Consider the following 12925-nt stretch of genomic DNA (forward strand, 5'->3'; position numbering starts at 1 on the left):
CCGCGCGTCCTGGCAGCGGCCCTGGAATGGCGGCCCGATATGCTTCTGTTTTCGTAGCTGCCGGCGCTTTCTGGACAAGCGCTGGAGGCCGATTTGATTTCAATCAACGGCGCATGCAGCGCGGCACCGTCCGACACGGTTGTCGCTTTGTCCCCGACAGCCGTGCTGCCGCGGCTGCGGCTTCAATCGATGGGTATCCATAGAGATTTTGGAGCCCGCCATGAAGCCCTTCGCCCTCGATCCCAGCATGACCTCTGCCGCCGGAACGTTCTACCCCACGGGCTATGTGTTTGCCCTGTTCGCGGACGAGGCCGCCGCCCGCTCGGCCGGCCAGGCCCTGCAGGCGCAAGGCCGCGAAGACGTGGCCCACGCTGCGCCGGACGCCATCCTGCAGCACGTGGTGCGCACGCTGGGCAACGCCGACGAGCCACTGCCGTCGGTGGGCGCGGAGGGCGTGATCGTGCGTCGCATCGCAAAGCACGCGAGCCAGGGCGCGCATGCGCTGTTCCTGAAGGCGCAGGACGGCGACTCGCCCGAGAGCCTGGGCACGCTGCTGCAGTCCCTGGGGGCGGTGGCGGCGTTCTACTATCGCCGGCTGGTGATCGAGGACCTGATTCCCCAGCCGGTGTGAACGCGCGTCAGCGCCTGCGGCCCGGTGCCTTGCCGCCCGTGCCGGCCCTCGGCGGCAGGCCGGTGTGCTGGGTGAGCAGGCGGCCCGGCTGGGGAGTGCTGCTGCGGAAGCGCACGTCGTCCTTCGGCTCCTGTGGCTCCTCGGGGCGGCGGCGCAGCGCGACCGGCTTGCCGTCCTTGTTGATGGCGTAGCCCACGCCGCCACCGCCCTTCGCGGACGTGCTGTTCTTCCTGCGCGCGCTCTGGTAGCTACCGTCGACCATCGGCTGGAAGGTGGGGATCAGGTGGTGCTTGCCGTTGCCGATCAGGTCGGCGCGGCCCATGCTCTTGAGCGCCTCGCGCAGCAGAGGCCAGTTGTTCGGGTCGTGGTAGCGCAGGAAGGCCTTGTGCAGGCGGCGGCGCTTCTCGCCGCGCACGATGTCCACGCTTTCCTGCGCCTCGTCGCGCATCCGGCGGCGCACGCGGGTGAGCGTGTTGCGGCCCGTGTGGTACATGGCCGTGGCCGTGGCCATGGGGCTGGGGTAGAAGGTCTGCACCTGGTCGGCGCGAAAGCCGTTCTTCTTGAGCCACAGGGCCAGGTGCATCATGTCCTCGTCGCTGGTGCCCGGGTGCGCGGCGATGAAGTACGGGATCAGGAACTGCTTCTTGCCCGCCTCTTCGCTGAACTTCTCGAACAGCTGCTTGAAGCGGTCGTAGTTGCCGATGCCCGGCTTCATCATCTTCGACAGCGGCCCCTCTTCCGTGTGCTCGGGCGCGATCTTGAGGTAGCCGCCCACGTGGTGCTGCACCAGCTCCTTCACGTATTCGGGCGACTGCACCGCCAGGTCGTAGCGCAGGCCCGAGCCGATCAGGATCTTCTTGATGCCCTTGAGGGCCCGCGCGCGGCGGTAGATGCGGATCAGCGGGCCGTGGTCGGTGGTCAGGTTCTGGCAGATGCCGGGGAACACGCAGCTGGGCTTGCGGCAGGCGGCCTCGATCTCGGGGCTGCGGCAGCCCAGGCGGTACATGTTGGCCGTGGGACCGCCCAGGTCGGAGATGGTGCCGGTGAAGCCGGCCACCTTGTCGCGGATGTCCTCCACCTCCTGCAGGATGGAGGCCTCCGAGCGGCTCTGGATGATGCGCCCCTCGTGCTCGGTGATGGAGCAGAAGGTGCAGCCGCCGAAGCACCCGCGCATGATGTTGATCGAGGCGCGGATCATCTCCCACGCGGGGATCTTGGTGGCGCCGTCGTGGCTGCCGGTCTCGTCGGCGTACTGCCGGTGCGGGCTGCGCGCATACGGCAGGCCGAAGACCCAGTCCATCTCCGCCGTGGTCAGGGGGATGGGCGGCGGGTTCAGCCACACGTCGCGCGCCGTCGCGCCCTCGCCATGGGCCTGCACCAGCGCGCGGGCGTTGCCGGGGTTGGTCTCCAGGTGCAGCACGCGGTTGGCGTGGGCGTAGAGCACCGGGTCGCTCTTGACCTGCTCGTAGCTGGGCAGGCGGATCACGGTCCGCTCGCGCGGCGGCTGCGCGCCCCTGGCGCGCGCGGGGGGCAGGAACTGCACCACCTTTTCAATGCCATTTTGGCCTGTAGCGCTTGTCTGGCAAGCGCTGGCAGCTCCCGAATCAGGAGCATCCTCCTTGGCGCAGCCCTGCCCCTGGGCGGCGGCCTGCTCGCTGGTGGTCATGTAGGGGTTCACGGGCGGGGCCAGCGGACCGGGCTCGTCCACGCTGGTGGAGTCGATCTCGAACCAGTCGCCGCCCGAAGCGCGGCGCACGAAGGCCGTGCCGCGCACATCGGTGATCTGCTCGATGGGCTCGCGTGCGGCAATGCGGTGGGCCACCTCGACCAGCGCGCGCTCGGCGTTGCCGTACAGCAGCAGGTCGCACTTGCTGTCCACCACGATGGAGCGGCGCACCTTGTCGCTCCAGTAGTCGTAGTGCGCGATGCGGCGCAGACTCCCCTCGATGCCGCCCAGGACGATGGGCACGTCCTTGTAGGCCTCGCGGCAGCGCTGGCTGTAGACGATGGCCGCTCGGTCGGGGCGCTTGCCGCCCACGTCGCCGGGGGTGTAGGCGTCGTCGCTGCGGATCTTCCGGTCGGCCGTGTACCGGTTGATCATCGAGTCCATGTTGCCCGCCGTCACGCCCCAGAACAGGTTCGGCCTGCCCAGCGCCTGGAAGGCCTCGCTGCTGTGCCAGCCGGGCTGCGCGATGATGCCCACGCGAAAGCCCTGCGCCTCCAGCACGCGGCCGATCACGGCCATGCCGAAGCTGGGGTGGTCCACGTAGGCGTCGCCCGTCACCAGCACGATGTCGCAGCTGTCCCAGCCTAGCTGGTCCATCTCTGCCCGGCTCATCGGCAGGAAGGGGGCCGTGCCGAAGCGCTTGGCCCAGTACGGGCGGTAGCTCGCGAGGGGCTTGGCGTCTCGCGGGAAGAAGGAAACGTCTACGAGGGCGTTCATCGGCGGGCTTTCATGGGGGCCGGGCATTTTAGGTGCCCGGCCTTGCCCTTGCACGCCGAAGGGCGCAAGCCCTTACTTGGCCAGCGTCAGCGTGCCCTTCATGATGCCGGCGTGGCCGGGGAAGGAGCAGAAGTAGCTGTAGGACTCGCCGGCCTTGAGCGCGCTGGTGGCGAAGCTCACCGAATCGGTCTCGCCGCCGCCGATCAGCTTGGTGTGCGCCAGCACGCGCGCGTCGCCCGCCTTCACGTAGTCCTTGGCGGCGCCGGCGGCAATGCCGTCGGTCACGGTGCCCTGCATGTCGGCAGTCTTGGTCAGCACCCAGTTGTGGCCCATGGCGGCCTTGGGCAGCTTGCCCACGTGCTTGAGCTTGACGGTGAACTGCTTGCAGCTGGCAGGCACGCTGATCGCCTGCTTGTTGAACTGCATCGCGTCGTTGCCTTCGATCTCCACCGCGCAGTCGGCGGCCCATGCGGGCGCCGTTGCGGACAGGGCCAGCGCCAGCGCGAGAGGCTTCCAGTATCGGGTCATGTGCTTTTCTCCTTCGTAAAAAACGGGCTCAATAGATGAGAACGACTATCAATCATAGGCGTTCCTGGCGCGCACCCTGTTGATGCATGTCAATTCCGCAAACAGGTGTGCCGGGCGGGTCCGCGCTGGCCGGCCCGGCATTGGCGGTACAGTCCCCGCGTCATGCCGCAGACCCTCCTGGCGCCCACCCACAGCGAACTCGTCATCAAGAAAAGCCGCTTCATCGGCTGCGTGCAGCCCGTGGCAGACCGCGCCGGCGCCCAGGCCGTGGTGGCTGCGCTGTGGCAGCAGCACCCGGGCGCCGCGCACGTCTGCTGGGCCCTGCTGGCGGGCGGGCAGTCCGCCGCCGTGGACGACGGCGAGCCCAGCGGCACCGCCGGCCGGCCCATGCTGGACGTGCTGCGCCACCAGGAGCTGGAAGGCGTGCTGGCCACGGTGGTGCGCTACTTCGGCGGCGTGAAGCTGGGCGCGGGCGGCCTGGTGCGCGCCTATACCGACACCGTGGCCCAGGCGCTGCTCCAGGCCGAGAAGATCCCGCTGCAGCGCCAGAGCACCTTGCGCTGCAGCGTGCCCTACCCGCTGGAAGGCCTGCTGCGCCGCGAAATCGAGGCCGCGGGCGCGCAGCTGCTCGACGTGTCCCACGGCACGCTGGTGGAGCTGCACCTGCGCCTGCCGCAGCCGCAGGCGGAAGGCTTCGTGGCACGGGTGAACGACCTGGGCCACGGGCGCGTGGCCTGGCTGCCGGACTGACTTCGGCCTGCAGGCCTACAGCCCGGCCGCCTGCCTGCGGCGACACTGCCCGGGTCGCCCGCCCAAGGGCTTTCTGCAAGGCCTGCCCATGCGTTCGGACCTCGACACCCTCATCATCGGCGCCGGCTCCGCCGGCCTGGCGGCGCTGCGCGAAGTGCGCAAGCGCACGCAGCGCTTCCTGCTGGTCAACGAAGGCCCCTGGGGCACGACCTGTGCGCGCGTGGGCTGCATGCCCTCCAAGATGCTGATCGAAGCAGCCAACGCCTTCCATGCGCGGCACACGTTCGACACGTTCGGCCTGCGCGGCGCGCAGGGGCTGTCTGCCGACATCGCGGCCGTGCTGGAGCGCGTGCGCGCGCTGCGCGACGACTTCGTGGCCGGCACGCTGCGCGCCAGCGACACGGGCGCGCACGCCCTGTCCGGCAGCGCGCGGCTGCTCGGCCCCGGGCGCGTGGACATCGACGGTCGCGTGCACGAGGCGCGCAGCATCATCGTCGCCACGGGCTCGCGCCCCATCGTGCCGCAGGAGTGGCTGGCGTTCGGCGACCGCATCCTGACCACCGACACGCTGTTCGAACAGCCCACGCTCGGCCCGCGCGTGGCCGTCGTCGGCCTGGGGCCGCTGGGCGTGGAGCTGGCGCAGGCCCTGGCGCGCCTGGGCCTGGAGGTGGCCGCGTTCGGCACCCGCGCCCAGGTGGCGGGGCTAGGCGACCCGGCGGTCAACGACGCCCTGCTCGCGCGGCTCAAGCAGGAATTCATCATCAGCGTGGACGGGGAGGTGCGCCTGCGCGAGGTAGCTGGCGGCATCGAGGTGTGCAACGACGCCGGCCCGGTGGTGGTGGACCAGGTGCTGGCCGCCATGGGCCGCCAGCCCAACCTGGAATGCCTGGGGCTGGAGACGCTCGGCGTGCCCCTGGACGCGCACGGCCTGCCGCCGATCGAGCCCTGCACCCTGCAGGTCGGCCACCTGCCGGTGTTCATCGCCGGCGACGCCGACCGCGACCGCCCGCTGCTGCACGAGGCCGCCGACGAGGGGCACATCGCGGGCATCAACGCCGTGCTGGCCGCGCAGGGCGAGCCGCCCCGGCGGTTCCGCCGGCGCACGCCGCTGTCCATCGTGTTCAGCCAGCCCAACGCGGCCGCCGTGGGGCTGCGCCACACGCAGCTCGAGGGACAGCCCCACCTGGTGGGCGAGGTGGACTTCGCGCGCCAGGGCCGCGCCCGCGTGGCCCAGCACAATTACGGCCTGATGCGCCTCTACGCCCAGGCCGGCACCGGCCGCCTGCTGGGCGCGGAGATGTGCGCGCCCGCGGGCGAACACCTCGCGCACCTGCTGGCGCTGGCGATCGACCGCGAGCTCACGGTGCACGAGCTGCTGCGCATGCCCATCTACCACCCCGTGCTGGAGGAAGGCCTGCGCACGGCGCTGCGCGACGCCGCCCGGCAGCTGGCGCCCGCGAGCGATTCCGACCTGTCGGACTGCGAGGCCTTCGGCTCCAGCGCGCTCGACTAGTCCTCAAGAAGAACGGCGAACTGCCGATACAAAGAATTGCCCCTGCGCTTTTCACAGGCCCACCCATGGACATCGCCCTGACCTCCTCCATCCTCCACGCCGCCACCGCGCAGACCCAGCGCGAGACGTCGGACGCCGTGCAGGTCGCCGTGCTCAAGAAGGCGATGCAGGCGCAGGCAGGCGCCGCCATGACGCTCCTGGAGGCCGTGCCGCAGCCGCCCGCCTCCACGCCGGCCGGCCCGCTGGGCCACCAGCTCGACACCTACGCCTGACGCGCGCCCGCGTCAACGCAGCCGCGCGGGCGAGAGCGCATCGCGCGTGATGCCCTCGTCCGCCAGGCGCGGCAGCAAAGGCTCCTCCAGCGCGAGCTGCCGCGCGAGCAGCGCCGCGCCCGCCGCGCTCTGGATGCCGTAGCCCCCCTGCGCCGCCAGCCAGAAGAAGCCGGGCACGTGGTTGTCCCAGCCGATCACCAGGTCGCCGTCGGCCACGAAGGAGCGCAGCCCTGCCCAGGCGTGGGACGGCCGCCGGATCGTGAAGGTGGTGACCTCCTCGATGCGGTGGATGCCCAGCGCCACGTCCAGCTCCTCCGGCACCACGTCGTGGGGCACCACCGGGTCCGCATTGGCGGGCGAGCCCAGGAGCTGCCCCGCGTCCGGCTTGAAGTAGTAGCCCTCGTCGATGCCGATGACGGCCGGCCAGCCGGTGGCGTCCATGCCCGCCGGCACGGGAAAGGTGAACGCGGTGCGCCGCCGCGGCTCCAGGCCGATGGGCGGCACGCCGGCCAGGCCGGCCACCGCATCGGCCCAGGCGCCGGCGGCATTGACCACGGCGCCGGCCGCCAGCGTCTCGCCGCCCGCCAGAGTGACGCGCCAGCCCTCTGCCTGCCGCTGCAGCCCCGTGACCTCCGCATGCGTGCGCACTTCGCCGCCGCGCTGGCGCAGGCCGCGCAGGTAGCCCTGGTGCAGGGTGTGCACGTCGATGTCGGCAGCGCCGGGCTCGCTCAGGCCGCCGCCCACGGCCTCGGGGCGCAGGCAGGGCAGCATGGCGAGCAGCTCCTCGCGCGCCAGCAGGCGCACCTGGGGGTTGCGCGGCAGCGCCTCGGCATGGGCGGCCGCCAGCAGGTCCATCTGGTCCGGCCCCGCCAGGAACACCACGCCGCGCGGCGTGAGGATGGGCGCGGTGCCGAATTCGGGCGGCGGCGCGTCGTAGAACGCCCGGCTGGCCCGCGTCAGCGCACGGATGCGGGGCGTGCCGTAGGTGGCCGAGTACAGTGCCGCCGAGCGCCCGGTGGTGTGGTAGCCGGGCTGCGCCTCGCGCTCCAGCAGCAGCACGCGGCGGTGCGCGGCCAGTTCCCAGCCAATGGAGGCGCCGGCGATGCCCGCGCCGATGACGATGAAATCGCAGGGTTGCATGGGGCGAGGATACGGCCCCGTTCAGGCCAGCATGCGGCCCCGCTGCACGAAGCGCTCATATTCCACGGGGGGAACGAACAGCCCCCCGGTCGTCCAGACCAGGTGCGTGGCCTGCGGCAGGTGCTCCAGCAGCCCGTGCGCGGCCAGCCAGTCCCGGCCGGCAGAGGTGCCCGCGAGCATCTCCGGGCCGCTGAACCCCGCGGCGGCCGAGGGCTCGATGCGCTCGCCCGTGGTGTCCAGCACCTGCACGAGGTGGCGAAACAGCGTGTCGTCGCGCACCGTGAAGGCGCCCGACAGCAACGGCGCCATCAGCTCGGCGGCGGGCAGCGACGCGCGCGGCACGGCCAGGCCGTCGGCCTCGGTGCGGTTGGTGAGGCCCAGGTCGTAGACCGAAGGGTGTTCGCCCGGCCCGGCCAGCATCTGCACCAGGAAACAGGGCGACTGCACGGGCTCTGCGAAGAAGCAGTGCACATGCGGGCCCAGCGCGTGCCGCAGCCCGAAGGTGATGCCCGCGGGCGCGCCGCCCACCCCGCAGGGCAGGTAGACGAACAGCGGGTGCCGCGCATCCACCGCGATGCCCTCCTGCGCCAGCTGCCGCTGCAGATGCGGCGCCGCGGCGCTGTAGCCCAGCAGCAGGGACAGCGAGCGCTCGTCGTCGACGAAGTGGCACAGCGGGTCCTGCGCGGCCTGCGCGCGGCCGGCCGCCACGGCGCCCTCGTAGTCGCCCGCATGCTCCACTACCTGCACGCCGCGCTGGCGCAGGCGCTCCTTCTTCCACTCCTTGGCGTCGGCCGACATGTGCACCACGGCGCGAAAGCCCAGCTTTGATGCCGCCACGCCGATGGCGAGGCCCAGGTTGCCGGTGGAGCCCACCGCCACCGTGTAGCGCCCGAACAGCGCCCGCGCCTGCGCGCCGGCCAGGGCCAGGTAGTCCTGCGGGCCGGCCTGCGCGGGCAGCAGGCCCTGCCGCAGCGCCAGGCCCTCGGCGAACTCCAGCACCTCGTGGATGCCGCCGCGCGCCTTGATCGACCCGGCCACGGGCAGCCAGTGGTCCGCCTTGATCCACAGGCGGCCTTGCCCGGGCGCCAGCCCCGCCGCGGTGTGCAACGCATCGGCCGCCAGCAGCGGCGACTCGACCGCGCCGCCGCAGGCCTGCAGCTCAGGAAACACCTGCGCCAGCACGGGGGCGAACCGCGCGAAGCGCGCCGCGGCCGCCTGGGTGTCTTCCAGGCGCAGGTGCGCCCCCGCCACGGGCTGGGCCGCAGCCACGGCGTGCTGCCGCCGCGGGTTCAGCCACAGGCAGGGCTCGGCTCGGCGCAATGCGCGGCGGACGGTGTCGGAGCGGGTGTCGGAAGGCTGCATGCGGGCCATTGTGACGGATGCTTTCCGTACCACAAAAGCCACTCTTGAATATCTTTTAAACAAAAAAGAGTATAAAAGCGATCATGCAACACGATCTGATCTCCTCCCTGGCCGACGCCCGCAAGGCCCGCCGCATGACGCAGGCCGATCTGGCCGCGCAGGCCGGCCTGTCGCGCATGGCCGTGCAGCGCACGGAAACCGGCGACGTGGACCCGCGCTTTTCCACCCTGGCCGAGATGGCCCGCGTGCTGGGCATGGAACTGATCGCCGTGCCCAGCGCGCTGCGCCCCGCACTGCAGGCCTTCATCCAGTCCGGCGGCAGGTTCCTGGCCCAGCCGCCGGGGGCCGACGCCCCGCCCTCGGTGGTGGATAGCCTGGGGCGCTGACCCGTGTCCACCGCCATCCGCTACCTGCGCCTGTACCTGCACCGGCCCGCGGCGCAGGGCGGCGGACGGCGTGCCATCGGCTACCTCTCGCAGTACGGCGACATCCTGCGCGTGTCGTTCGACGAGGACTACATCGCCGACCCCGCGCGGCCCACGCTCTCGCTGAGCTACCAGGGCGCGAGCGACGCGCAGACGCAGCAGATCCTGCGCTCGGCCCGCGACGCGCGCCTGGTGCGCACCGACGGGCGCTGGCCCGTGTACTTCCAGAACCTGCTGCCCGAGGGCCACAACCGCGAGCGCCTGGCGCGCGAGCGCGGCTGCGCGAGCGACGACGAGTTCGAGCTGCTGGCCGCCGCCGGCCACGACCTGATGGGCGCGCTGGAGGTCGAGCCCCTGCCCCCGCAGGAGGGCGTGCCCGACGTGGTGCGCCACTGGCACACCACCCAGGGGCTGGACGTGCTGGAGCCCGGCTTCGTCGAATACCCGGTGGAGGACGCCGCCTCCCTGCCCGGCGTGGTGACCAAGTTCAGCGCCGTGCACGACGGCCGCCGCTACCTGGTCAAGCGCCGGGGCGCGGCCGGCAGCGTGATCCTCAAGCTGCCCACCACGGCCCACCCCGACCTCGTGGCCAACGAATTCGCCTGCTACCGCCTCGCGGGCAGCCTGGGGCTGGACTGCGCGCAGGCGCGCGTCATCACCCGCGCCGAGGCCGAGCTGCCCGAGGCCGTGCCGTTCGGCGAGATCCTGGCCGTGCAGCGCTTCGACCACCTGCCGGACGGCTCGCGCGTGCACATGGAGGAGTTCAACCAGGCCCTGGGCTACGCGCCGCGCCAGAAATACGGCAAGGGCCTGCTGCAGGACTGGGCGACCATGCTGCGCGTGGTCGACCGCCTGAGCGCGCGGCCCGTGCAGGACACGCGCGAATTCCTCGCGCGCATGGCGGCCTTCGTCCTCATGGGCAACACCGATGCGCACCTCAAGAACTGGGCGCTGGTCTACCCGGATGGGCGCACGCCGCGCCTGGCGCCGCTGTACGACCCCGTCTGCGTGGCGGCTTTCTTCGAGGGCGCGCCGGAGCACCAGTACGCGGTGAACCGCGCCATCGACCGCAGCATGCAGGCGCTGGACTGGGACGGCCTGCAGGCCCTCATCCAGGCCGCCGGGCTGCTGCGCGCACCCCGCCACCTGGCCCTGCTGCGCGACCTCGTGCGCCGCGCGCAGGCCGACTGGCCGGCGCTGCTGGCGGATGCGCCCGAGGCCATGCAGCGCACCGTGCAGGCGCGGCTGGCCGGCGGCGTGGCGTTGGCGCGCGCGTGACACCGGGCCCCGCACAGCCGGGCCCGAAAGGCCGATAGTCGGGCCCTCGTCCACGAACCACGGAGAAACGATGCCCTCTTCACAACGCCGGCGCGTACTGCGCCTGGGCCTGGGCGGTGCGGCTGCCACGGCGGGTCTGGCCGCCACGGGGTGCGGCCCGGCCCAGGCCGTGGACCGCGCCCTGCGGTGGTCCTCGCTGTCCGAGGCGCAGGCCGAGGTGCTGCGCCTGGCGCGGGCGCCGCAGCGCGTGTCCTCCGCCCGGTGGGACTGGGCCGGCACGCTGGTGCACTGCGCGCAGAGCATCGAATACTCCATGGCGGGCTACCCCCAGCCCAGGTCCGCGCTGTTCCGGCGCACCGTGGGGCCCGCCGCGCTGGCGGTCTTCGCCTGGCGCGGGCGCATGGCGCACGACCTGGCCGAGCCCATTCCGGGCGCGCCCGCGCTGCCCGTCCAGAGCGACGCCGGCGCCGCGCTCGCGCGGCTGGAAGCCGCCATCGCCGCCTTCGGCCGGTGGGCGGGACCGCTGCAGCCCCACTTCGCCTATGGCACGCTCACCAGGGCCCAGTACGAGGCGGCGCACGCCATGCACCTGGCCGAGCACCTGTCGGAGTTCGACGCGCAGGCGCTGGCCTGAACGCTCCTCCATCGATAGCTGCCTGCGCTTGCTGGACAAGCGCTGGAGGCAATTTTGGCGATCAATGCCCGGTGGTCTTGGACAGCAGCTGGATCACCAGTACGCCGCCCACGATCATGGCCATGCCCGCAACGGCCGGCAGGTCCAGCTTCTGGCCATAGAGCAGCCAGCCCACCAACGAAATCAGCACGATGCCCAGGCCCGACCACACCGCATACACCACGCCCGTGGCCATGTGGTTCATCACCTTGGACACCAGGTAGAACGCCACGCAGTAGCCCAGCACCGCCAGCGCGCTGGGCGCCAGTCGCGTGAGCCCCTGCGAAGACTTGAGCGCCGAGGTGGCCACGACCTCCGCCACGATGGAGATGCCGAGCAGCACGTAGGGATGCATGGCGGCTCAGCCCCCGACGCAGGCCAGCCGCTGCTCGCCCAGCCCCGTGGCTCCCAGGCGCATCACATCGCCCGCGCGCAGGAAGCGCGGCGCGGGCTTGCAGCCCAGCCCCACGCCCGCCGGCGTGCCGGTGAGCACCAGGTCGCCCGGCTCCAGCGTCATGAAGCGGCTGATGTAGGCCAGCACCGTGGGCACGCCGAAGATGAAGTTGCGCGTGCTGCCGTCCTGCATGCGCTCGCCGTTCACCTCCAGCCACAGGGCGACGGCGTGCGGGTCGGGCACCTCGTCGGCCGTCGCCAGCCAGGGGCCCACGGGGGCGAAGCTGTCGCAGCTCTTGCCCTTGTCCCACTGGCCGCCGCGCTCCATCTGGTAGCTGCGCTCGGACACATCGTTGGCGAGCACGTAGCCCGCCACGTGGGCCAGCGCATCGGCCTCCTGCACATGCCGCATGCGCGTGCCGATCACGATGCCCAGCTCCACCTCCCAGTCGGTCTTGAGCGCGCCGGGCGGGATGCGCACCGCATCCGTGGGGCCGCACAGCGCGCTGGTGGCCTTCATGAACAGCACGGGCTCGGCGGGCGCGGGCAGGCCGGCCTCGGCCGCGTGGTCGGCGTAGTTCAGGCCCACGCAGACGATCTTGCCCACGCCGCCCACCGGGCAGCCCAGGCGCGGCGCGCCTTCCACGGCCGGCAGGCGCGCGAGGTCCAGCGCGGCCAGGGCCGCGAGCGTGCGCGGCGCGAGCTGCGCGGGGCCGATGTCGGGCAGCAGCATCGACAGGTCGCGCAGCACGCCCTGCGCATCGATCGCGCCGGCGCGCTCGGCGCCGGGCTGTCCGTAGCGGACGAGTTTCATGTGTGTCCTCCTGCGGGCAAAGCGCCGAGTGTAGTAACCCGCTAACACCCGCGCCGCAGTCAGCGCCGCAAGAATGACCAGCCATCAGCAACCACCGACAAGGAGACAAGCATGGCTGGCAAGAAAATCCTCATGGTCTGCGGCGACTATTGCGAAGACTACGAAACCATGGTGCCCTTCCAGGCGCTGCAGGCCGTGGGCCACACGGTGCATGCCGTGTGCCCCGACAAGAAGGCCGGTGACCACATCAAGACGGCCATCCACGATTTCGAGGGCGCGCAGACCTACAGCGAGAAGCCCGGGCACAACTTCACGCTGAACGCGAGCTTCCAGGACGTGAAGCCCGAGCAGTACGACGCCCTGGTCATCCCCGGCGGACGCGGCCCCGAGTACCTGCGCAACAACGCGGCGGTGTGCGCCGCCGTGCGCCACTTCTTCGACGCGGGCAAGCCCGTGGCGGCCGTCTGCCACGGCGCGCAGCTGCTGGCCGGCGCGGGCGTGCTCAAGGGCCGCACCTGCTCGGCCTACCCCGCCTGCCGCGCCGAGGTGGAGCTGGCCGGCGGCACCTATGCCGACATCGCGGTGGACCAGGCGCACACCGAGGGCAACCTGGTTTCCGCCCCCGCCTGGCCCGCGCACCCGGCCTGGATCGCCCAATTCCTCGCCCTGCTGGGCACGCGCATCACGCACTGAGCACAATGTG

General features: G+C 71.8%; 14 protein-coding genes. 8 read left to right on the forward strand and 6 right to left on the reverse strand.

What is annotated here, in order from left to right; genetic code table 11:
* The first annotated feature begins 220 nt into the window (after nt 1-220).
* Complete coding sequence (locus tag AVS7_RS15860; RefSeq protein WP_020229320.1) at nt 221-631, forward strand: hypothetical protein; 411 nt, start codon at nt 221-223, stop codon at nt 629-631.
* Nucleotides 632-638: 7 nt separating this feature from the next.
* Here AVS7_RS15860 and AVS7_RS15865 read toward each other — a convergent pair whose 3' ends face one another.
* The gene (locus tag AVS7_RS15865) at nt 639-3074 is read right to left on the reverse strand and encodes a YgiQ family radical SAM protein (protein WP_020229321.1); all 2436 of its coding nucleotides are present in this window, start codon (nt 3072-3074) and stop codon (nt 639-641) included.
* A gap of 72 nt (nt 3075-3146) precedes the next feature.
* Nucleotides 3147-3602: an azurin gene (gene azu, locus AVS7_RS15870; RefSeq protein ID WP_020229322.1), complete on the reverse strand. Its 456-nt coding sequence runs from the start codon at nt 3600-3602 to the stop codon at nt 3147-3149.
* Nucleotides 3603-3764: 162 nt separating this feature from the next.
* Between azu and AVS7_RS15875 the strand changes: the two genes are divergently transcribed.
* From AVS7_RS15875 to AVS7_RS15885, 3 genes are all read left to right on the forward strand, one after another.
* Nucleotides 3765-4352, forward strand: coding sequence for a YigZ family protein (locus AVS7_RS15875; protein WP_020229323.1), 588 nt, complete (start codon nt 3765-3767; stop codon nt 4350-4352).
* An 88-nt stretch (nt 4353-4440) separates the two neighbouring features.
* Nucleotides 4441-5865, forward strand: coding sequence for a dihydrolipoyl dehydrogenase (locus AVS7_RS15880; RefSeq protein WP_020229324.1), 1425 nt, complete (start codon nt 4441-4443; stop codon nt 5863-5865).
* Between the two features lie 65 nt (nt 5866-5930).
* The gene (locus AVS7_RS15885) at nt 5931-6137 is read left to right on the forward strand and encodes a YjfB family protein (RefSeq protein ID WP_020229325.1); all 207 of its coding nucleotides are present in this window, start codon (nt 5931-5933) and stop codon (nt 6135-6137) included.
* A gap of 12 nt (nt 6138-6149) precedes the next feature.
* Here the strand turns inward: AVS7_RS15885 and AVS7_RS15890 are convergent, their stop codons facing one another.
* Nucleotides 6150-7277 (reverse strand): FAD-binding oxidoreductase, encoded by a 1128-nt coding sequence (locus tag AVS7_RS15890; protein WP_020229326.1) that lies wholly within the window; start codon nt 7275-7277, stop codon nt 6150-6152.
* Nucleotides 7278-7298: 21 nt separating this feature from the next.
* Nucleotides 7299-8648 carry a D-serine ammonia-lyase gene (locus AVS7_RS15895; RefSeq protein ID WP_020229327.1) on the reverse strand — a complete coding sequence of 450 codons (1350 nt, stop codon included), beginning with the start codon at nt 8646-8648 and terminating at the stop codon, nt 7299-7301.
* Nucleotides 8649-8722: 74 nt separating this feature from the next.
* On the opposite strand from AVS7_RS15895, the gene AVS7_RS15900 reads away from it, so the two are divergent.
* From AVS7_RS15900 to AVS7_RS15910, 3 genes are all read left to right on the forward strand, one after another.
* Nucleotides 8723-9025, forward strand: a complete 303-nt coding sequence (locus tag AVS7_RS15900) for a helix-turn-helix transcriptional regulator (protein ID WP_020229328.1) — start codon at nt 8723-8725, stop codon at nt 9023-9025.
* Nucleotides 9026-9028: 3 nt separating this feature from the next.
* Nucleotides 9029-10342 (forward strand): type II toxin-antitoxin system HipA family toxin, encoded by a 1314-nt coding sequence (locus tag AVS7_RS15905; RefSeq protein WP_020229329.1) that lies wholly within the window; start codon nt 9029-9031, stop codon nt 10340-10342.
* A 70-nt stretch (nt 10343-10412) separates the two neighbouring features.
* Entirely contained in the window at nt 10413-10976 is a 564-nt protein-coding gene (locus tag AVS7_RS15910; protein WP_020229330.1) for a DUF1569 domain-containing protein, read from the forward strand.
* A 61-nt stretch (nt 10977-11037) separates the two neighbouring features.
* On the opposite strand, the gene AVS7_RS15915 is transcribed toward AVS7_RS15910, so the two are convergent.
* Nucleotides 11038-11370, reverse strand: a complete 333-nt coding sequence (locus AVS7_RS15915; protein ID WP_020229331.1) for an SMR family transporter — start codon at nt 11368-11370, stop codon at nt 11038-11040.
* Between the two features lie 6 nt (nt 11371-11376).
* The gene (locus tag AVS7_RS15920; RefSeq protein ID WP_020229332.1) at nt 11377-12222 is read right to left on the reverse strand and encodes a fumarylacetoacetate hydrolase family protein; all 846 of its coding nucleotides are present in this window, start codon (nt 12220-12222) and stop codon (nt 11377-11379) included.
* 111 nt (nt 12223-12333) lie between these two features.
* Here AVS7_RS15920 and AVS7_RS15925 point away from each other — a divergent pair, with 111 nt between their 5' ends.
* Nucleotides 12334-12915: a DJ-1/PfpI family protein gene (locus tag AVS7_RS15925; RefSeq protein ID WP_020229333.1), complete on the forward strand. Its 582-nt coding sequence runs from the start codon at nt 12334-12336 to the stop codon at nt 12913-12915.
* Nucleotides 12916-12925 lie beyond the last annotated feature (10 nt).

It is taken from the genome of Acidovorax sp. MR-S7, from assembly GCF_000400995.2.
Lineage (GTDB): Bacteria > Pseudomonadota > Gammaproteobacteria > Burkholderiales > Burkholderiaceae_C > MR-S7.

Coding starts and splice junctions, on each gene's coding strand:
- AVS7_RS15860 (WP_020229320.1), top strand. CDS start 221: ATGAAGCCCTTCGCCCTCGATCCCAGCATGACCTCTGCCGCCGGAACG.
- AVS7_RS15865 (WP_020229321.1), bottom strand. CDS start 3,074: ATGAACGCCCTCGTAGACGTTTCCTTCTTCCCGCGAGACGCCAAGCCC.
- azu (WP_020229322.1), bottom strand. CDS start 3,602: ATGACCCGATACTGGAAGCCTCTCGCGCTGGCGCTGGCCCTGTCCGCA.
- AVS7_RS15875 (WP_020229323.1), top strand. CDS start 3,765: ATGCCGCAGACCCTCCTGGCGCCCACCCACAGCGAACTCGTCATCAAG.
- AVS7_RS15880 (WP_020229324.1), top strand. CDS start 4,441: ATGCGTTCGGACCTCGACACCCTCATCATCGGCGCCGGCTCCGCCGGC.
- AVS7_RS15885 (WP_020229325.1), top strand. CDS start 5,931: ATGGACATCGCCCTGACCTCCTCCATCCTCCACGCCGCCACCGCGCAG.
- AVS7_RS15890 (WP_020229326.1), bottom strand. CDS start 7,277: ATGCAACCCTGCGATTTCATCGTCATCGGCGCGGGCATCGCCGGCGCC.
- AVS7_RS15895 (WP_020229327.1), bottom strand. CDS start 8,648: ATGGCCCGCATGCAGCCTTCCGACACCCGCTCCGACACCGTCCGCCGC.
- AVS7_RS15900 (WP_020229328.1), top strand. CDS start 8,723: ATGCAACACGATCTGATCTCCTCCCTGGCCGACGCCCGCAAGGCCCGC.
- AVS7_RS15910 (WP_020229330.1), top strand. CDS start 10,413: ATGCCCTCTTCACAACGCCGGCGCGTACTGCGCCTGGGCCTGGGCGGT.
- AVS7_RS15915 (WP_020229331.1), bottom strand. CDS start 11,370: ATGCATCCCTACGTGCTGCTCGGCATCTCCATCGTGGCGGAGGTCGTG.
- AVS7_RS15920 (WP_020229332.1), bottom strand. CDS start 12,222: ATGAAACTCGTCCGCTACGGACAGCCCGGCGCCGAGCGCGCCGGCGCG.
- AVS7_RS15925 (WP_020229333.1), top strand. CDS start 12,334: ATGGCTGGCAAGAAAATCCTCATGGTCTGCGGCGACTATTGCGAAGAC.